The organism is Sorangium sp. So ce296 (assembly GCF_051529605.1).
Taxonomy (GTDB): domain Bacteria; phylum Myxococcota_A; class Polyangia; order Polyangiales; family Polyangiaceae; genus Sorangium; species Sorangium cellulosum_D.
Genome location: NZ_CP150325.1, coordinates 1,228,336 through 1,248,839, shown reverse-complemented (window position 1 = coordinate 1,248,839; position 20,504 = coordinate 1,228,336). Strand labels below are relative to the sequence as shown.

General features: G+C 71.6%; 11 protein-coding genes. 8 read left to right on the top strand and 3 right to left on the bottom strand.

The window, feature by feature from the left end; all coding sequences use genetic code 11:
* The first annotated feature begins 461 nt into the window (after positions 1 to 461).
* Both WME98_RS04635 and WME98_RS04630 read left to right on the top strand, forming a co-directional pair.
* A complete protein-coding gene (locus WME98_RS04635; RefSeq protein WP_437950160.1) occupies positions 462 to 1,859 on the top strand; it encodes a protein kinase domain-containing protein in 1,398 nt (465 codons plus the stop codon).
* A gap of 1 nt (position 1,860) precedes the next feature.
* Positions 1,861 to 3,258 carry a sigma 54-interacting transcriptional regulator gene (locus WME98_RS04630; protein ID WP_437950159.1) on the top strand — a complete coding sequence of 466 codons (1,398 nt, stop codon included), beginning with the start codon at positions 1,861 to 1,863 and terminating at the stop codon, positions 3,256 to 3,258.
* 257 nt (positions 3,259 to 3,515) lie between these two features.
* Here WME98_RS04630 and WME98_RS04625 read toward each other — a convergent pair whose 3' ends face one another.
* Complete coding sequence (locus WME98_RS04625) at positions 3,516 to 5,318, bottom strand: monovalent cation:proton antiporter-2 (CPA2) family protein (RefSeq protein WP_437950158.1); 1,803 nt, start codon at positions 5,316 to 5,318, stop codon at positions 3,516 to 3,518.
* Between the two features lie 118 nt (positions 5,319 to 5,436).
* On the opposite strand from WME98_RS04625, the gene WME98_RS04620 reads away from it, so the two are divergent.
* The 4 genes from WME98_RS04620 to WME98_RS04605 all read left to right on the top strand — a co-directional run bounded on the left by WME98_RS04620 (position 5,437) and on the right by WME98_RS04605 (position 11,385).
* The gene (locus WME98_RS04620) at positions 5,437 to 5,838 is read left to right on the top strand and encodes a hypothetical protein (protein ID WP_437950157.1); all 402 of its coding nucleotides are present in this window, start codon (positions 5,437 to 5,439) and stop codon (positions 5,836 to 5,838) included.
* 15 nt (positions 5,839 to 5,853) lie between these two features.
* Positions 5,854 to 7,266: a B12-binding domain-containing radical SAM protein gene (locus tag WME98_RS04615; RefSeq protein WP_437332333.1), complete on the top strand. Its 1,413-nt coding sequence runs from the start codon at positions 5,854 to 5,856 to the stop codon at positions 7,264 to 7,266.
* A 490-nt stretch (positions 7,267 to 7,756) separates the two neighbouring features.
* A complete protein-coding gene (locus WME98_RS04610; RefSeq protein ID WP_437950156.1) occupies positions 7,757 to 9,295 on the top strand; it encodes a hypothetical protein in 1,539 nt (512 codons plus the stop codon).
* 518 nt (positions 9,296 to 9,813) lie between these two features.
* On the top strand, positions 9,814 to 11,385 hold the full coding sequence (locus tag WME98_RS04605) for a hypothetical protein (RefSeq protein WP_437950155.1): 1,572 nt from the start codon (positions 9,814 to 9,816) through the stop codon (positions 11,383 to 11,385).
* A 30-nt stretch (positions 11,386 to 11,415) separates the two neighbouring features.
* On the opposite strand, the gene WME98_RS04600 is transcribed toward WME98_RS04605, so the two are convergent.
* Positions 11,416 to 11,937: a hypothetical protein gene (locus WME98_RS04600; protein WP_437950154.1), complete on the bottom strand. Its 522-nt coding sequence runs from the start codon at positions 11,935 to 11,937 to the stop codon at positions 11,416 to 11,418.
* 551 nt (positions 11,938 to 12,488) lie between these two features.
* Here WME98_RS04600 and WME98_RS04595 point away from each other — a divergent pair.
* Together WME98_RS04595 and WME98_RS04590 are read left to right on the top strand one after the other, a co-directional pair.
* Positions 12,489 to 17,342 carry a hypothetical protein gene (locus WME98_RS04595; protein ID WP_437950153.1) on the top strand — a complete coding sequence of 1,618 codons (4,854 nt, stop codon included), beginning with the start codon at positions 12,489 to 12,491 and terminating at the stop codon, positions 17,340 to 17,342.
* A gap of 538 nt (positions 17,343 to 17,880) precedes the next feature.
* Positions 17,881 to 19,074 (top strand): serine/threonine-protein kinase, encoded by a 1,194-nt coding sequence (locus WME98_RS04590; RefSeq protein WP_437950152.1) that lies wholly within the window; start codon positions 17,881 to 17,883, stop codon positions 19,072 to 19,074.
* 137 nt (positions 19,075 to 19,211) lie between these two features.
* Here WME98_RS04590 and WME98_RS04585 read toward each other — a convergent pair whose 3' ends face one another.
* Positions 19,212 to 20,426, bottom strand: coding sequence for a glycosyltransferase (locus tag WME98_RS04585; RefSeq protein WP_437950151.1), 1,215 nt, complete (start codon positions 20,424 to 20,426; stop codon positions 19,212 to 19,214).
* Between the last annotated feature and the right edge of the window lie 78 nt (positions 20,427 to 20,504).

Below are 20,504 nucleotides of genomic sequence, written 5' to 3'. Positions count from 1 at the left end.
CGGGATTCCGCGCTGCGGCGCGGGCTCGGGCCGCGCCCGCCGAGCGCGACCCGCGCGGCCGTGGTCCTCCGAACCGACGTGCGCCGGGCGCCGGCTTCCCTGGGCGCGCCCGCCGGCACGGCGCCTCGTCCGTTTCGTGCTCGCTCCGCGCGCAGCCGTGCCGTGCCGCGCGCGGGCACCTGCGCCGCGCGGTCGCCGCTGCCGCTTCGCTCGCGAGCCGCCGCGAGCCGCTGCGAGCCGCCGCGAGCCGCTGCGAGCCGCCGCGAGCCGCGCCGCCGCTTCGCGCGCCTGACGTGATCGGTTCCGCTCGCTCCGGGAATCACGGGGTTTACCTGGACGCTCGCTTTTTTCTCACCTTTTGAGATTGGCGGTGGTACGGTCCCGATCCAGGTTACGTGGCGATCCACCCGGGCGACGTTGTTGCTGGCTACCGAGTCACCCGCTTGCTTGGGCGGGGGGGCATGGGCGAAGTCTGGGCGGCGACACGGGAATCGGACATGCAGCAGGTCGCCATCAAGGTCCTGCTCGCGCGCGCCGCGATGAAGCCCGACCTCGTGCGGCGCTTCGACCGCGAGGCCAAGATCGCCTCGGCGATCAAGAGCCCGTACGTCTGCCAGCTGCTCGAGGTCGGCGAGACCGAGGACGGCGCGCACCTGCTCGTGTTCGAGCAGCTCGACGGCGAGTCGCTCGCGGACCGGCTGAAGCGCGAGCAGTACCTGCCCTTCAGCGAGGTCGGCCCGATCATCGACGACGTCCTCCAGGGGCTCGTGGCGGCGCACGCCGCCGGCGTCATCCACCGCGACCTCAAGCCCGGCAACATCTACCTCGAGCACCTCGGCCTGCCCGATCGGCGCGAGCGCGCGAAGATCCTCGACTTCGGCATCTCCAAGCTCACCCGGCGCGAGAAGGAGGAGCCGACGCTCACCGCCTTCGACGCGACGCTGGGCTCGTTCGCGTACATGGCGCCGGAGCAGGTGCGCGGCGCGGCGCGGGCCGATGAGCGGGCGGACATCTACGCGGTCGGCGCGGTGGCCTTCCGCGCCCTGTCCGGGCGGCTGCCCTTCGAGGGCGCGACGGCCGCGGTGCTCGTCGCGATGAAGCTCGACCGCCCGGCGCCGTCGCTCGCCGAGGCGACCGGCGAGAAGTGGCCGGTGGGCATCGAGCGCTTCCTCGAGCGGGCGCTCGATCGCCGGCGCGAGGGTCGCTTCAGCACCGCGGCCGAGGCGCTCGCGAGCTGGCGCGCCATCCAGCCCGCGAACATCACGCGCGCGGTGCGCCGCTCGCAGCGGAGCCGGTACCCCTCGGAGCTGCCCGAGGCGTTCCTGGAGGACAACCCCACGGTCGTCGACGGCCCCCCGACGATGACCGAGAACGGCGGCTTCGCCGATGTCGGCCCGAGCTCGATGCCGCCGCCGCCGCCGAGCAGGACCGGGGGCTCGATGCCGCCGCCGCCGAGCAGGACCGGGGGCTCGCTGCCGCCGCCGCCGAGCAGGACCGGGGGCTCGGTGCCCCCGCCGCCGCCGAGCAGGTCTGGCGCGGTGCCGCCGGCGCCGCCGAGCAGGTCTGGCGCGGTGCCGCCGGCGCCGCCGAGCAGGTCCGGCGCGGTGCCGCCGGCGCCGCCGAGCAGGTCTGGCGCGGTGCCGCCGGCGCCGCCGAGCAGGTCTGGCGCGGTGCCGCCGGCGCCGCCGAGCAGGTCCGGCGCGGTGCCGCCGGCGCCGCCGAGCAGGTCCGGCGCGGTGCCGCCGGCGCCGCCGAGCAGGTCCGGCGCGGTGCCGCCGGCGCCGCCGAGCAGGACGGGGGCCGCAGAGATTCCCCGGCCGGAGGGCCCTCCTTCGCGCCGCAAGACAGAGAGGCATTGAGTTGCTCGACGCCACGGTAGGCACGAAGAACAGGGTCGAGGTGCGCGGCGGGCGCATCCGCCCGACGAAGTCGTCGGCCGCTCGCGGCGGCGGATGGCTGGAGATCGGCACCGATCCCGTCATCGTGGGCCGCAACGCGGCCTGCCAGCTGGTCCTCGACGACGCCAAGGTGAGCGCGGTGCACGCCGAGTTCGTCGCCACCGAGCAGGGCGTCCGCGTGCGCGACCTCGGCAGCAGGAACGGGACGTTCGTCGGCGGCGTGCGGGTCGGCGACATCTACCTGCTCACGAGCACGAAGCTGCGGCTCGGCGAGACCGAGATCCAGTTCGAGCCGCTGCGCCCCGAGCGCATCACGGTGTCGGCGATCCCGTCGTTCGGCCCGCTCGTGGCGAGCAGCCCCGGGATGCGCGCCATCTTCGAGCGCCTCTCCAAGATGGCGCCGACCGATCTCACGGTGCTCATCACGGGCGAGACCGGGACGGGCAAGGAGCTCGTCGCCCAGGCGCTGCACCAGGCGAGCGCCCGCTCGAAGAAGCCGTTCGTGGTCGTCGACTGCGGCTCGATCCCGCCGACGCTCGCCGAGGCGACGCTCTTCGGCCACGAGCGCGGCGCGTTCACCGGGGCGGTCGACAAGCGCCTCTCGCCGTTCATCGAGGCGGACGGCGGCACGATCTTCCTCGACGAGCTCGGCGAGCTGCCGCTCGAGGTGCAGCCGAAGCTCCTCCGCGCGCTCGCCGAGCGCCGCATCAAGAGCGTCGGCGGGTCGAGCTACCGCGAGGTCGACGTGCGGGTGCTCGCGGCGACGCGCCGCGACCTCGTGCGCGCGGTCAACGGCGGCAACTTCCGGAGCGACCTCTACTTCCGCGTCGCGCAGATCAAGATCGAGCTGCCGGCGCTCCGGCAGCGCGTGGAGGACATCCCGGTGCTCGTCCGCCGGATGCTGAAGGATCTCGGCGACGAGACCGCCTACGAGCGCGTCTCGAACAGCACGCTCGAGCGGCTGATGCGGCACGACTGGCCGGGCAACGTCCGCGAGCTCAGGAACGCGGTCGCCGTCGCGTTCGCGCTCGCGGGCGAGGGCGAGGAGATCGACATCGCGGCGCACCTCGGCGCGCTCACCGAGACGCCGGTGCACGGCAACTCGTCGCCCTCGATCCACCCGGCCGCCGGCGGCGGCGGCGGCGCGTTCAACGGCTCGTTCGCCTCGCTGAAGGGCCGCCAGTTCCAGGAGGCGAAGCGCGACGTGCTCGCGCGGTTCGAGCGCGACTATTTCGCCGCCCTGTCCGAGGAGGCGAAGGGCAACGTCAGCGAGATGGCGCGGCGCGCGGGCATGGAGCGGGCGCACGTGCGGGCTTACCTTCGCCGCCACGGCATCGGCGCGAAGCAGGAACAGGAGTGAGCGACGCGGCGCGAACTTGTTCGTGGCCATGAAGCTCAGGCCGCGGGGAGGTCCTGCCGATGGCTGCGTGCGTCGCACGAAGCGCGGCGGGCAACTTAGTTAGACTGACGAACTTGTTCGTGGCCCTGAAGCTCAGGTCGCGGGGAGGTCCTGCCGATGGCTGCGTGCGTCGCACGAAGCGCGGCGGGCAACTTAGTTAGACTGACGAACTTGTTCGCGGCCATGAGGCGCAGGCCGCGGCCGCGCGACGACCAGCCTCACACGGCAGCGGCTTTTTCGTCCCTGCCGGACGGCGCGCTCTCGTCGGTCTCGAACAGCCCCTCCAGCTCTTGCGCGGCCTGCCTCGCGGCCTCGATGAGCTTGGCCTCGTCGTTGTGGACCGCGTGCCCGCGGAGGAGCATCCGCTCGTCGTGGGCCCTGAACCGCTCGACGATCGCCTGGGCGTCCGGCGCGCGCATCCCGAGGCCCTCCAGCACGCGCGCCGCCACCTCGAGCGACGACCGGAACGTCTCCCGCTCGAGCAGCTCCACCCCGATATCCATGAGCTGGTACGCGTGCTGGCGGTTGCGGGCGCGCGCGTAGATCTTGAGCTCCGGGAAGTGCCGCTTCACGATCTCTGCCGTCTTCACCGAGGACGCGACGTCGTCGATCGCCAGCACGAAGATCTTCGCCTTGTCGGCGCGCGCCGCGCGGAGCAGGTCGAGCCGGGAGGCGTCGCCGTAATAGATCTTGTTGCCGTACTTGCGGACGAAGTCGACCTGCGTGGCGCTCGCGTCGAGCGCGGTGAAGGGGATCTTCCTCGTGCGGAGGACGCGGGAGACGATCTGGCCGAAGCGGCCGTATCCGGCGATGATGACCTTGGGGTCGCCGTCCTCGATCGCGTCGAACTCCCGCGCTGGGCCGGCCCGCCGCCATCGCTGGAGGAGCAGGTCGCCGAGCGCGATGACGAGCGGCGTGAGCGCCATGGACAGGGTGACCACGACGACGAGGAGGTCGGCGAGGAGCCTGTCCATGATGCCCTGCCCCGCGGCCAGCCCGAAGAGGACGAAGGCGAACTCGCCCCCCTGCGGGAGCGCGAGCGCGAGGTCGCGCGCGGAGCCCACGGCGTGCCCGCTCGCCCTGCCGAGGACGAACAGGACGGCGGCCTTGAGCGCCATCATGCCGAGGACGAGCCCGAGGACGAGCAGCGGCCGCTCGATGAGCAGGCCGATGTTCGCCGACATGCCGACGGCGATGAAGAACAGCCCCATCAGCAGCCCCTTGAACGGCTCGATGTCGGCCTCGAGCTCGTGGCGGTACTCCGAGTCGGCGAGCAGCACGCCCGCCATGAAGGCGCCGAGCGACATCGACAGGCCCACCTGCACCATGAGGAGCGCCGTGCCGAGCACGACGAGCAGGGCCGCGGCGGTGAAGATCTCGTGGGCGTGGGCGGCGGCGATCGCCCGGAAGACGGGGCGCACGAGGTAGCGGCCGCCGGCGACCACGGCGAGCAGCACGGCCACCGCCTTGAACGACGAGGCGAGGGCGCTCCCCTCGGCCGGGGACCCGCCCCCCGGGCCGAGCAGGGGGAGCAGCGCGAGCAGCGGGATGACGGCGAGGTCCTGGAACAGCAGGATCGCGAACGCGGAGCGGCCGTGCTGCGCCTGCATCTGGCCCTTCTCGGCCAGGATCTGCAGCACGAACGCCGTGGACGAGAGCGAGAGCCCGAGGCCGGCGATGGCCGCCGTGTCGGCGCGGTGGCCGAGCGCGACGCCGATGAGCGCGATGAGCGCGCCCGTGACGGCGACCTGCGCGCCGCCGAGCCCGAACACCGCGCGCCGCAGCACCCAGAGCCGCGACGGCTGGAGCTCGAGGCCGATGAGGAAGAGGAGCAGCACCACGCCGAGCTCCGAGAAGTGGAGGATGTTCTCGACGTCGGTGACGATCCGCAGGCCCCAGGGGCCGATGAGCGCGCCTGCGACGAGGTAGCCGAGCACGGCGCCTAGGCCGAGCCGCTTGAACAGCGGCACGGCGACCACGGCGGCGCCGAGAAAGACGGCGGCGTGAGAGAGCAGGCTCATGCGTAGTTGGGTCTCCTTGGGCTCCGCGTCCGGAGCGTGCGCCGGACGAGGCGGCGCGCCTAGCGCAAAGCAGGGAGCCCCCGATGCGGGCGGGGCGTCGCGGCCCTACCCTCCGTGGATGACGACGCGCGACGAGATCCGCAGCGCCGGCGGGCCCGGCGGTGCGGCCGCGACGACCGCGATCACCCCCGAGGTCCCGTTCCAGCCGGTGCCCGGGCCGCCTGCGGAGCCAGGGCAGCCCGGGCCGGGAGTCCCCGGCAGGCCGGCGCCGGAGGTGCCAACTCCGCCAGCGAGACCCGGGCCGGAGATCCTCCCCCCGACCGAGCCGGGGCGAGAGGTGCCGCATCACCCCGAGCCGCCGCGGCCGGAGCGTGAGGTGCCGCACGAGGTCCCGCCCGCCCCGCACACCCCCGACAAGGGACCGCCGGCGAGCCCCGAGGTGCCGACGCCGCCGGGCCAGCCGCGGCCGGAGATCCTCGTGCGGCGCGCCTCGGCGGTACGGGCCGGCGCGGCCCCGTGATAAGCACGATCCGCCATGCAGATCGAGCTCATCGCCACGGCAAGCGAAGATTCCGCGTACCTGCCCCGGGTGGGGCTCGGCACCCTCGCGGCGCTCACGCCCCCCGAGGACGAGGTCATCTACACCGACGACGTCGTGCAGCCCTTCGATCTCCAGCGCGACGTCAAGGACGTCGATCTCGTCGGCATCAGCGTCGACAGCAAGACCGCGCGCCGGAGCTACGATATCGCCGCCGCTTACCGCAGGCGCGGCGTCAAGGTGGTGCTCGGGGGCATCCACCCCACGGCCTGCCCCGACGAGGCGATGCAGCACGCGGACGCCGTCGTGGTCGGCGAGGCGGAGGACGCGTGGCCCGTCCTGCTCGCGGACGCGAAGCGCGGTGAGCTCAAACCGATCTACCGTCCGGAGCTGCCGAACCTGGCCGGCAGGCCCCCGCCGCGGCGCGATCTGTTCACCTCCAAGAAGTACATCCCGTTCCAGGTCGTGCAGACGATGCGCGGCTGCCCTTACCCGTGCGAGTTCTGCAGCGTGTCGACGGCGAACGGCACCACGATGCGGTTCCGCCCGACCGACGAGGTGCTGAGCGAGCTCAGGTCGCTCGGCAAGCTCATCATGTTTGCGGACGACAACGTGATGATCCACCGGGCCTACTCGAAGGAGCTGTTCACCCGGATGGTGCCGCTGAAGAAGCACTGGATCGGCCAGTGCTCGCTCGCCGCGGTCAAGCGCCTCGAGAACGTGAAGCTGATGGCCGAGAGCGGGTGCAAGGCGCTCTTCATCGGCTTCGAGAGCATCGACGAGGAGACGGTCAAGTTCACCGGCAAGCGGCAGAACCGGCCCTCGCAGTACAAGGAGACGATGGCGATGCTCCACGATCACGGCATCTCGGTCTGGGGGAGCTTCGTCTTCGGTTTCGACACGGACGATCCCGAGGTGTTCGATCGCACCGTGGAGTTCGGCATCGACATGAAGCTGACGATGGCGCTGTATGCCATCCTCACCCCGTACCCGGCGACGCAGCTGTACCGCCGCCTGAAGGCGGAGGGGCGCCTCACGGACGAGCGCTGGTGGCTGCGCCGCGACCACGACGCCGGCTCACCGTATTTCGTGCCCAAGCAGATGTCCCGGGAGCGGCTCCGGGAGGGCTGGGTGTCGGCGTGGACGAAATTCTACGCGCCGTCCTCGATATGGCGCAGGTTTACCCTGACGCGACAGTCGAGCTGGATTCAGCTGGCCGGCTTCTTTCCGCTGAATTTCATGCAGCACACGCTGGCGCACCGGAAGATCGCGGGCGGCGAGCAGCGCTTCCGGTCCGGCGTGCACATCGAGGAGACGGCCGCTCCGCCCGCGGCGCAGCCGCAGCAGGGGCCGCAGCCGCCGCAGCCGGCGAGGGCCAAGGGCGGCCGGCAGCTGCCGATCGTCGGATAGCGTCCTCCGGCGGCCGGGGCGCGTCCGTCCCGCATTGGCCGCCTGCAAGCGGCACTGCAACGCCACAGCGCTCTCCAGGGTCGCGGTGACGCGGTGTTCCGGCGCGGCGCTCCTCGGCCCCGACAGGACGCCGCGCGTCGGCGGCGGGAGCGCCCGCGGCCTTCGTCGAGCGACCGCGGCCTTCGTCGAGCGCCCGCAGCCTTCGTCGAGCGCCCGCGGCCTTCGTCGAGCGACCGCGGCCTTCGTCGAGCGCCCGCAGCCTTCGTCGAGCGCCCGCGGCCTCGCGATCGCCGCAGCTCGCCTGACATGTGAGCCTGTCGACGGCGTCTGGATCAGCGGCGGCGCACCATTCGCGGGCCGCATTTCCCTGCTGCGCTACAGTGCAGTTGTCGGTTGCTGATTTTGCTACACTCGCGTGAGCTCTGAATGCCGGGGTGGCGGGCGGGGGTGGATCCGCTTGATCACCGCATTGCCCTCGAATGGAGGTCTCATGGGTCGACTTCGTTTCTCGTCCTCGCTCCTCATCCTCGTGGGCGCTGCGGTGTCGAGCGCCGGCATCGCGGCTGGCTGCAGCGCGACGGGCAAGCCCGGCGCGTTCAACCCGAGCGGAGGTGGCGACACCGGGGTAGGGGCAGCGGGCGGCCTGGGCGGGGCCGGCGGCGAGGCGGGAGAGGGCAGCGGGGTCGGCGGCCTCGACGGGCTGGGCGGGCTGCTCAACACCGATGGAGGGCAGGAGAACACCCCCGACGTGACGGTGAACCCGTGCGGGAGCGCGTGCGGCGACAAGGAGCTGTGCGCAGGCGCCAACCTCGGCCTGGACGACGATTGCGACGGCGAGATCGACGAGGAGTGCCCCTGCGTCCCCGGCCAGGCGCACTCCTGCTTCCGCGGGGATCCGTCGTTCCGGGACGCCGAGGGCTGCTACCCCGGCTCCCAGCTCTGCGACGAGACCGGCACGTGGGGCCCGTGCGTCGGCGGCGTGCACGCCGACGAGGGCTGCTATTCGAACAGCTCCATCGCGTGCCACCCGATCCAGGCGCCGCCGTTCGCCGACGTCGATCTCAAGCCGGGCACGGGCATCTTCAGCGCGGATGCGGTCGCGGGCTCCGAGGTGTGGACGGTGGAGTGCCCCGAGGGCGTCGACCCGTGCCCCGGCGTGGGCGGATCGGACCCGGCGGACGATTTCAAGCCGCTGCAATCGGGCGAGTATACGGTCACGTACACGAAGCGCGTCGCGAGCGGCGAGACCCAGAGCTGCCACTACCCGCTCTTCGTCGGCGCGGGCGGCCTGCGCGTCGAGCTCCAGTGGGAGCACGACTTCGGCAACGTCGATCTCGACCTGCACCTGCACAAGCCGAACAACACGCAGCCCTGGTCGACGTCGGGCTCGCCCGCGGACTGCGGCTGGAACAACTGCACCATCGAGCAATTCGTGGAATCCACGGAGATCCGCTGGTTCAGCAACACCGCGACGCCGCCGGATCCGGTGAACTGGTACCTCGACCCGGTGGAGAGCAACAACACCTGCTTCTTCGCGCCTCGGGGCGTCGGGGAGGATTGGCGCGACTACGAGCGCGGCTGCCACAACCCGCGGCTCGACCTCGACAACCGGGAGTGCGATCCCACGGTGAGCGACCCCGACGACCCGGATTTCTGCGCGCCCGAGAACATCAACATCGACTACCCGCCGAAGGGCCAGTGGATGCGGATCGGCGTGCATTACTACGGTGGCCGGGTGACCAAGGACATCCATCCGCGGATCAAGATCTTCTGCAACAGCACCCTCGGCGCCGACCTCGGGCCCACGGGGTTCTTCAGCCCGGAGCGGCCCGTCACCTTCACGCCCGACGACTCGGGCAGCAGGTTCTGGCTCGTGGCCGACGTGCTCTTCCCCGAGCCCGACGAGTGCGGTCAGGCGAACTGCATCGTCCAGCCGATCTACCGGAATGAGGACACGAAGACGCCGCTCCTCACCACCGAGGCGTACGTCGAGTCGAGCTTCGGTCCCGCCTACCCGTCGCTCCCGTGACCGGCGGGCGCGCCGCGCGCCCCACGGACGGCCCCGAGCGGCCTGACCCCGGAGGGCGAGGAGCCCTGTGCACATCCCCGAGCGAGCTCGACCGGTCGACCGGGGCGCACCGCGGCTCGTCGAACGAGCCTGCCCCCCGTGCCCCGCACGCCGGCGCCCCGAGGCGCACTGCCGCGCTCGCCGGGCCGGTGAATCTGTAGTGGTTCGCCTGATAGTGATTCGCCTGACTCGAAGGCTCCGGAAAACGCTCCTCGCTGGCTCTCGTCGGTTCGTTGTCGCCGACGCCGGACGGAGGCCGTGCTAGGGAGCGCTGCGCGTCGCCTGTCGAGCCCGCAAGCTGTGTTTATCTCTCACCGATGAAGGCCGAGGCATCGTGGGCTGCCATCCCTGCGCGCGCAATCGCGCGCGCCCTCGGGCTGCAGCGTCTCGGCTTTGCTAAGGTACGGTGCTCTTCGCTGTGGCGCTGAGCGGCCGCAGTCTCCCTGCGGCCGCGTGTCGAGGTCCCGAGTGGAGGTCTCATGTTTCGTCATCGTGTCCTGACCGTGTTCCCGGTCGTCATCGCAGCCGCGGCGTCGGGCGTCGGCGTCGCGGCGGGCTGCAGCGCCGAAGGCATACGGTTCGATTTCGACGGGACGCCGGGGGGCAGCGCGAGCGCCGGCGGGTCGGGCGGCGCCGGCGAGGCGGGCGGCTCCGCCGGCGAGCCGGGCGCCCAGACGGGCGAATCCGACGGCTTCGGCGGCATGCTCAACATCGATGGAGGGGCGCCCGAGGAGGCGCCCGACGTGGCGGTCAACCCGTGCGGCAGCGCCTGCGGTCCCGTGGAGCTGTGCGGCGTGGATGAGCTCGGCGTGGACCATGACGGGCTCGACGACGACTGCAACGGGATGATCGACGAGACGTGCGCGTGCATCGCGGGCCAGGCGCACTCTTGCTTTCGCGGCGACCCGTCGTTCCGGCACAGCCCGGGGTGCTACCCCGGCACCCAGCTCTGCGACGAGACGGGCACGTGGGGCCCGTGCGTCGGCGGGGTGCACGCGGACGAGGATTGCCACATGAGGGATGCGACGGGGTGCCACCCGATCCAGGCGGCCCCGTTCGCGAACGTCGACCTGAAGGAGGGCACCGGCTCGTTCAGCGAGGATGCGCTCCCGGGCTCCGAGGTCTGGACCGTGGCCTGCCCGCCGGGCGTGGACCCGTGCCCCTCGGTCGGCGGCTCGGGCCCGGCGGACGATTTCAAGCCCCTGCAGTCGGGCGAGTACACGGTCACGTACACGAAGCGCGCGGCGGGCGGCGAGACCGCGACCTGCGCCTACCCGCTGTTCGTCGGCGCCCGCGGCCTGCGCGTCGAGCTCGAGTGGGAGCACGATCCGTACAGCGTCGATCTGGACCTCTACCTCCACAAGCCGAACAACACGCAGCCCTGGACGATCGGCGGCTCGAGCGTCGCGTGCGGCTACGGGAACTGCACGCTCGAGGGCCTCGTGGAGGGCTCATCCATCCGCTGGTTCGGCGACGACGCGGCGCCGCCCGAGCCGGTGAACTGGTATCTCGATCCGGAGGAGACCAACAACACGTGCTTCTACGCGCCCCGCGGCGTGGGGGACGCGTGGCGCTCCTACGGCCAGGGGTGCCACAACCCGCGGCTCGACCTCGACAACATCGCCTGCCTGCACCGCATCACCGACCCTGACAACCCGAACTTCTGCGCGCCGGAGAACATCAACGTCGACTTCCCGCCGAAGGACGGCTGGATGCGGGTCGCCGTGCACTACTTCGGCGGCACGGCGTCGTTCGACGTGCACCCGCGGATCAAGATCTTCTGCAACGGCGAGCTCGGGGCCGATCTCGGGCCCACCGGCTTCTACGATCCCGAGGAGCCCGTGGCGTTCACCCCGGAGGACTCGGGCGACAGGTTCTGGCTCGTGGCCGACGTCATGTTCCCCGAGCCCGATCCGGGGCAATGCAGCAACCCCACCTGCGTCGTCCGGCCGATCTACCAGGACGAGACGATGAAGACGCCGTTCCTCTCGGAGGCGCGGACCGTGGTCAGGCAGTTCGGCCCGCCTTACCCCAGCCTGCCCAGGCCCTGACGTCGCGGCCGGGGCCGGCGGCGGGCGCGCTCACGCGTCGACGCCGGCCCGCTTGAGGAACGCGAGCGCGGGGCCGAGCGCGTACGCGGGCGCCCTGCCCAGGCGCAGCTGCTCCCCGGTCGACAGGTGGAGGAGCAGCCAGCGCGGCGCGAGGCCCGGCTCGTCGACGTCGGCGTCCGAGGCCGGCGGGGTCGACACGCGGGCGATCGCCCGGATGGGAAAGGTCCGCCGGAAGCCGCGGCCTTCCTGGACGATCTCGGCCCGCTCGAAGTCGAGGAGGAACAGGCCGTGGAGCCGGCGGCGCCGGCGGACGATGAGCAGCGCCGCGGTGGCGCCCGCGGTCCATGTCCCCGCGATGAAGAGGATGGGAAAGGGCGCCGCGCGCGCGGCCACGATGCCCACGATGATCAGCGAGGCGGTCAGCGCGAACGCGGCGATGCGGCGCACGGCGAGGTCGAGGTCGTCGCCCGGGCACTCGCAGACGAGCACGGTGGGGCCGAGCGCCCGGATGGCGCCGTCGGCGTTCGAGAGCAGGACGTCTCCCTCAGGCACTGCGTTCCTCCCGATCGGGTGAGGTCGTCATTACCGCAGCGGGGCGGGGGAGGCCATCCCCCGCGCCGCGCCGCGCGACGAGCGCCCTCGCCGGGAGCCTGCGGTGAACGCCCGGAACAACCGGGCTTCGAGGATCGATTCGTGTGCTGAGCGCCGTTTCCGCCCGAAGCAGCCCGAGCGAGCCGGGGATTCGCGCGCGGGCGGGCGGAGGCGTCAGTCCACTAACGCTGGCGGCGCCGCACGGTCGCGGCGGAGGTCGACAGGACCCCACCGCACGACCGGAGATTCGCCGCCAAGAAGGGCGATTGGAGGCGTGTGGCACGCGATGTGCCGCTGGCTCGATGGGGCGACTCGATGGGGCGACTCGATGGGGCGACTCGATGGGGCGACTCGATGGGGCGACTCGATGAGGCGACTCGATGGGGGAGCAGAGAGGCCGACCGCGCAATCAGGGCGGCCGTCACGCAGATCGCGTGGGGACGCCGGGGCTCTCATGGGGGCAGGCGCGCTCGGGCCGAGCTGCAGAGGAGGACGCTGCGATGAGTTGGATCGTGAGACTGGCACTGCTCGCGGCGGCCGCGGGCTCGATCGCGGGCTGCGCCGAGGAGCGGAGGCCGCTCAGCCAGGTGCAGGCGAACGCGCTGGCGAAATCGTTCTTCGTGGGCGCCGATCTGCAGAGCAAGGAGGACGATCCGGAGTTCTGGACGCGCACCACGGTGGTCGACGTGGGCTACGGCGCCTCGCAGGACGGGCTCTTCTCGTCCTCGTACGCGCAGGCGGAGGTCGCGCGCATCAAGTGGGTCATCCAGGAAGACCTCCTGATCGGGCGCCTCACCTACGAGCGCGTGAACGACACCGACGGCAAGGGCGCCGGCGCCGCCACGGACGACGGCGTCGTGGCCGTCGCGTACAAGATCCTCTCGCATTTCGACGTCCAGCGCGATTACAACCGGGCGACGGGGGAGGAGACCAACGTCGTCGTCGAAAACACGACCGACCGCCCCTGGTACGCGCGGGAGTACATGCGCGTCGACTGGTCGAAGAACCTGAACGTCGACTCCTACGACTTCGACACGCTGTCGCTCATCGGCGTCTACGGCGGCGTGCAGTACGAGCCGCTCTCCTATTACGTGAGCGACCCGAGCCACCCCGACGCGCCCCACTTCGACCCCGAGGAGGGATATTTCGACGTCACCAACAAGGCCTTCGCGATGCCCCAGCTCATCGATCTGAGCCACCTCGGGTGGGGCGTCGGCAGCTTCCCGGCCTGCATGCTCGACGCCGACTTCCCCGGCGGCACCGCGCCGGTCGGCTCCTGCAACCCGGTCGAGGTCACGCTGCGGCAGTCGTTCCGCCGCGTCGTCGATCGGGACTACGAGCCCGCGGAGTGGGACGGATACCGGTTCCAGGCGTTCGGCCCCTTCGTGCGAGAGCGCTTCGGGTACGCGCGCAACTACGGCATGAGCGACGCCAAATGGCACCGGATGATCACCCGGTACAACCTCTGGGAGCGCAGCCACTACTACGCCGATCCGGAGGGCATGACGGGCGAGATCCGGTGCTTCACGCCCGAGACGACCCCGGTGGGCGCGGACCCGCACCGCGACGACGACGACAACGGGACCGAGGACGAGTGCGAGGCCGTCACCGGGGCGACGATGGACGTCGATGGAGCGCGGGTGACGGTGGGCCCCGGCTCGCGGTGCGACACGTTCAAGCAGCGATGCACCCTGCCGTACCAGCGTCGAGAGGCCGTGCCGCAAGCCTGGTACGTGACGTCGAACAGCAACCCCGACTATTTCGACGCCACGGCCTCGGCGGCGCACGAGTGGGACGTGGCCCTGCGCAGCGCCGTCGTCACCGCCAAGCACGTCGAGTGCGTCCGGACGACGGGCGACGCGGCGCGCTGCAGCGCGGCGTTCCCGGTCTACGACGGCCAGATGGACGACAGCGCCGACGCCGTCGCGCTCGCGCGCGAGGTCGACGCGTGCCGGCGCGACGCGGCGCGCGCGGGGCAGGGGTGCGACGCCCTCGCCGACGAGCTCGGCGAGCGGCGCGGCTACGCGCCGGGCGTCGTCGCGCTCGCCAAGATGCCCGAGATGATCGTGCTCTGCCACAGCCCGGTCGAGGCCGCCGACCCGGAGGCGTGCGGCGGCCCTCGGCTGCCGGAGGGGGTGACGGCGAGGATGTGCAGCGACGAGCGCCGGAAGGAGGCGGGGCGCGATCCCGCGATGATGAAGGCGTGCGGGGCGGCGCTGAACGCGCGGATCGGCGACCTGCGCTATCACCAGATCAACAACTTCGAGGCGCCGCAGTCGCCCTCGGCCTGGGGCATCTACAGCGACTCGGAGGACCCGCTCACCGGCGAGAAGATCGCGTCGAGCATCAACGTCTGGACGCACGTCAACGACATCTGGAGCCAGGGCATCGTCGACGCGGCCCGTTACATCCAGGGAGAGCTGAAGACCGAGGAGGTCACCGACGGCGACTACGTCCGGGACTGGGCGCAGGCGAGCGACGGCGCGTCGAAGGGCGGCGCGCTGCCGCGGCTCACGCGGGAGGAGATCGCCCGGCGGGTCGCCGGGGCCGCCGGGGTCGCCGCGGAGGACGCCGCCGGGGTCTCCGGCCAGCTGGCGCGCGATCCAGCGCTGCGCGAGGACCTCCGGCGGCTCTCGAAGGAGGTGCGCGCCATCGCGGCCGACGCGACGGCGCCGGACAGCATGCGCGCCGTGTACGAGGCGCGCCGCAAGTCCGCGGTGGGCACCGAGCTCGAGGCGGAGCTCACGACGAAGACGATCCAGCAGCTCACCGGCGTGGAGGCGCTGCCGCTCACGGACGAGGTGATGCGCTTCGCCTCGCCGCTCCGCGGGGCGAACCCGAGCGTGCAGCGCGAGCTCAGGAACCTGAAGGAGGTGGCGCTGGCCGAGCGCGGCGCGTGCGTGATGCACGAGGCGCCGGCGCCGCTCGCCACCGCCGACCTGGCGGACATCCTGGAGGAGAAATTCGCGAGCAAGCACGGCCGCTTCGGCGAAGGGGACGCCGCGCAGAAGCTGCGGCGCGCCGAGGCCATGCGGCGCTACCTCGCGCAGCGGGCGCACTACGCGGTGATCCTCCACGAGATGGGCCACTCCGTCGGCCTGCGCCACAACTTCGTGAGCTCGTCCGACGCCTGGGGCTACCGGCCGCAATACTGGCAGCTGCGCACGAACAACGGGCGCGTGAAGACGCCGTGCGAGACGCTCTCGGAGGACGGCGAGGCGTGCGTCGGGCCGCGCTACTACGACCCCGTCACCGAGGACGAGCGCAAGAACCTGATCTGGATGTTCATGCACTCGTCGACCATGGATTACGCCGGCGAGCCCACGCAGGACCTCATCGGGCTGGGCGCCTACGACTTCGCCGCGGCCCGCATGTTCTACGGCGACGTCGTCTCGGTGCACGCCGACCCGAGCTACAGGGCGGGCACCCCGCGCGGCAAGGGCATGCTCGCCAAGATCGACGACTTCGGCGGCATCCTCGGCATCCAGCCCGAGTACGACGACAAGGACATCCACTACTCCGACCTGCAGAACAAATACGATCTGATCCGGCCGGGCAGCTGCGTCGAGGTCGACCCGAGCGCCTTCAGGCCCTCGGACTGGGACGAGGAGCAGGGCGGCGCCTGGCACCCCGTGCTCGACGGGCACATCGTGCCGGTCGACGGCAAGTACACGCGGTGCCGGCAGCAGCAGGTCGACTACGTGCCGTGGCGCGCGCTGGAGACGCCGAAGGGCGTGAAGGGGCCCTCGGTGGACCCCGCGGGGCGCACCCGCGTCCCCTACGGCTTCGCGAGCGACCGGTGGGCCGATCTCGGCAACCTGAGCGTGTACCGGCACGACAGCGGCGCGGACGCCTATGAGCTCTTCAACTTCTTCATCACGCAGCAGGAGGTGAATCACATCTTCGACAACTACCGCCGCGACCGGCAGGCCTTCAGCGTGCGCGCGGCGTCGGAGCGGACCTTGAACCGCTACAACGCCAAGATGCGCGACGGCGCGAAGGGCCTCGGGCTGGTCGCGAACATCTACCGCGAGTTCGCGCTGGACCGCGGCTACGACTTCGACACGTTCTGGGTGCACGTCGCGGGCAGCCTCTTCCAGCAGAACATCCTCGCGGCCGGGATCGCGTTCGATCACTTCGCGCTCCAGATGGCGCGCCCGCAGCCGGGCGAGCACTTCCTGCCCGAGGGCGATACCGTCCTCCGGTCGTCGAGCGACGTCTTCGGCGACCCCGGGGATACGGTGGTGGTCGTCCCGAACGGCGCCACGGGCTATTTCGGCGACGTGGCCTTCGGCGGCAAGCCGCTCGAGAACGCGCTCGCGGAGGACAAGGGCGAGTACGACTCGTCGTACACGATGAACGCCGGCTCTTATTACGACAAGGCGTGGGTGGCGATGCTGATGACCGAGTCGGTCGACAACTTCGTCAGCGACTCGCGGCACGACTTCCTCGACGCGCGCTACCGCGCGGTCTCGCTCGCCGACGTGTTCCCGGAAGGGTACCGCCGCTGGCTGGCCAACAACCTCACGGGCGACGACGCCATCAAGGGGGTGCGCGTCGAGGCCGACGATCGCGGCCGTCCCGTGAGGGACGCGAGCGGGTATCCGGCCAGCGCGCTCGGCTGGACGTCGTGGTGGGGCGAGGCCGGGCCGGAGAGCTGCTTCCCCGGCGCCGGGAGCATCGTCTGCAGCGCGTACGGCGCGGTCGACAGCGCGCCGTGGAACCCGCGGGCCCCGGCCAAGGTCGCGATCCTCGACCCCCAGATCGGCTGGGAGCAGCAGAAGTTCCTGATCGCCTGGACGCTCCTCTACCTGCCCGAGAACCAGAAGCAGAGATGGCTGGACATGATGCACATCTGGGAGACCGGCGCGGACACCGATCCTGGCTTCCCGAACCGGATCGAGCTCCACCATCCGTCGGGGAAGGTGTTCGTGGCGAAGGCGTACGGGACCGAGACCATCTTCGGCAAGGTCGTGCAGAAGGGCATCGGCGCGCGCGTGCTGGAGTATGCCAACGAGCTCCTGGCCAGGGCGTATGTCACGGAGCCCGGCCCCGACCTCGACGGCGACGGCAAGGCGGACTGGCACAAGGTGAAGCTGAGCCCGGAGAGCGGGCAGCCGATCGTGCGGTGGGATCCGACGGTCGCCGCCATCGCGCCCGACGGCGAGGTCTTGCGGGACGGCGTGCCCGGATGCCAGGAGGACGCCGACGCAGACGACGACGACTTCAGCGATTTCTATCGCTGCACGTGCTCCTCGAACCGCGCCTGCGTCGCGCTCGAGGGCTACGTCTCCGTGCCGGTCTTCATCCGCCAGGCGCTGTCGGCGTTCAAGCTGGGCGACCCGACGATGAGGGGCCTCCACTGACCTCGCGCGCGAGCGGGCCCTCCGCGGACGACGCGCGCCGCGCGAGGACACGCGCGGCGCGCTCCTCCCCACACCCTGCGATGCCGAGCGCCGCTCGCCCCGGAGATCACGATTGCAGCGGGCTCATCGAAGGAGGCGTCGACACCGTGTCGGCGCCCGCTCCCACGAGGACCCGAGCGACCCGTGGCGGCGCAATGGTCGTGGCATCTTGCCGCAGGGAGGCGATTCGCCCCATGCGCGCTGCCCGTTCGCCGCGGTCCTCGCCGCGGGTCTCCGTGGCGCAGCTCTTGCTGAACTTTTCCATGAAATGACGTGCTGTTGGACACCGCCCACCCCAGGCGTCTCCTGGTTCGGTGACGCAGGACGGCCGGACCGGTCGCGGTTCCGACGAGTTGCACCCCTAGCCCGCCATCGTGGAGCTCCGATTCCGCCGTAGCGCCGGTGCATGACACCGGGAACGTAGAGAAGACAGCCGTTCTTGCGTCGCGAGCGTTGAAGCGTCGGTTGCCCGAGGGCACGCACACAGAGAGAAGCAGCCATGGACTCCGAGAATGTCACGCATGTCCAGATGGCGCAGGCACGCGTAGGGGCGGTGCTCAACGGCGCGTGGCGGCTGGATGCGCTGATCGGCCTCGGGGGGATGGCGGCTGTCTATGCCGCGACGCATCGGGGCGGCCAGCGGGTCGCGATCAAGCTGCTGCACCCCGCGCGGGCGCGGGACAAGGTGGATCGGGCCCGGTTCCTCCGCGAGAAGGCCATCGTGAACACCGTGAATCACCCCGGGGTCGCGGCGGTGCTCGCGGACGACGTGACCGAGGACGGGTCGCCCTTCCTGGTGATGGAGCTCCTCGAGGGCGAGACGCTCCTCCAGCGCTGGAAGGCGCAGAAGGGCCCGCTCCCTCCGGCCGAGGTCCTCGCCCTGAGCGAGCAGATCCTCGAGGTGCTCGCGGCCGCGCACGAGAACGGGGTCGTTCACCGGGATCTGAAGCCCGACAACATCTTCCTCACCCGCGAGCACGGGGTGAAGATCCTCGACTTCGGCATCGCGCGCCTGCGGGTCCCCTCGTCGCAGACGTCGCTCGCGGGGCTGCGGGCGATGGGGACGCCGGCGTACATGCCGCCCGAGCAGGCGCGCGCGCGCTGGGATCTCGTCGATGCGCGGACGGACATCTGGGCGCTCGGGGCGACGATGTTCTCGCTGCTCACGAACCGGTACGTGCAGGACGCGCCGACCGTCAACGAGCTCTTCTTCCTGCGGATGACGTGTCCGATCCCGTCGCTCGCCCGGATCCAGCCGTCGATGCACCCCGCCGTGGTGCGGGTGGTGGACCGCGCGCTCGAGTTCTCGCAGGCGGACCGCTGGCCGGACGCGCGGTCGATGCTGGCAGCGGTGCGCGAGGCGCAGGCTGCGGTCGGGGTCGCGCCGCCGTCGCGGGCCACCATCGCGCCGCCGTCGCGGGCCACCATCGTGCCGCCGTCGAGGGCCACGATCGCGCCGCCGTCGCGGAGCGCGATCGCGCCGCTGCCCCGGAGCACGGTCGCGCCGCCGCCGCCGCGGGCAGCGCTCGCGCCTTCGTCGAGGGACATGCGCGACGTCGGCGCGCTGGAGGCGCGGCCGCCGTCCGGTCGCGCTCAGACGCAGACGCGGTCCTCCCGGACGTCGGGGATCTCGTCGCCGGCGTCGCTCGCCACGGTCCCCCGCGCGATCTCGACGATTCCCCGCGCGCCTTGACGCGAGCGCTGACCGAAAAGGCACGGAGGGCGCAGAGAATGGGTCCACTCTCTGCGTCTCCCGTGCCTTTTCGGTCGCTGTCGGCGCGGCCTCGACGCCCCGCGAAGGGGTGGCCGCGCCTCTCGCGGGGCGTGCGGCTACGCGTTCAAGCCGGCGAGCAGCTCGCTCGGCCGCAGCACGGCGCGGCGCTCCGACTCCCGCCGGGCCAGGAGCGTCTCGTAGATATCCATGTAGCTCGCCATCATGCGCTCGGCCGAGTAGCGCCCCAGCGCGAGCTTCCGCCCCCGCTTGCCCATCGCCGCGGACCGCGCGGGATCTGCCTTGAGCTCGGCGAGCTTCGCGGCGAGCGCGCCGACGTCGTCCGAGGGCACGAGGAAGCCCGTGTCGCCGTCGGTGATCAGGGCAGGGATGCCGCCCACGGCGGTCGAGACCACGGGCAGGCCGGTGGCCATGGCCTCGACCATGGAGAGCGGCAGCCCCTCCGACGTCGACGAGAGGACGAAGACGTCGCTCGCGGAGAGGAGCTCCGGGACGTCGTGCCGCTCGCCGGCGAACACGACGCGGTCGGTGATGCCGAGCTCCTCGGCGAGGGCGCGCAGCGAGGCGGCCTCCGGCCCGTCCCCGACGAGGAGCAGGCGCCCGCTCTCCGACAGGACACCCGCGTTCGCGGCCGCGCGGAGCAGGAGGGCGTGGTTCTTGACCTGGGACAGGCGCCCGACCGCCCCGGCGACCCACGCGTCCTGGGGGATGCCGAGCTCGGTCCGGATGCGGCGCCGGGCCGCGGAGTCCGGCCTGAACCGGGAGAGATCGATGCCGTTCAGGACGACGTGCAGCTTCGAGCTCGGGACCTCGTTGTGCTTCAGCATGAAGTCGGCCGTCGGCTGCGACACGGCCACGTGCGCGTCGGCGAGCTTGGCCGCGATGTGCCGCAGCCACGCCCGGCGGCCCTGATCGAACATGGCGCCGTGCAGCGTGTGGCACACGGGCACGCGGTGGAGCCGGCCCGCGGCCGTCGCGTAGATGAGCGGCAGCTGGTTGTGCGAGTGCACGATGGAGACACCGTGCTTGGCGAAGAACGCCGCGAGCTTCCCGGGCAGCTTGAGGTCGAAGCCGGGGCGCTTCGGGAGCATGTGGACCGCGACGCCGCGCTCCCGGAGCTGCGCGGCGCGCGGCCCGTCGGGGTTCGTCTCGATGCCCACGACCATCACCTCATGCCCCGCCTCGCGCTGCAGCCCGGCCAGATCCACCACGACCTGCTCCGCGCCTCCCACCTGGAAGGAGTTCAGCACGTGCGCGATCACAAGACGGTTGTGGCGCGCGCGGGTCATCGGTGCATGCTGGGTCGTCTTCATAGGGTAATCTACGCTCATGGTTCCCCTCTGGGATGCGCTCGGAGGCATGTGGTCTGACCTGAGAGAAACCCCTCCTTC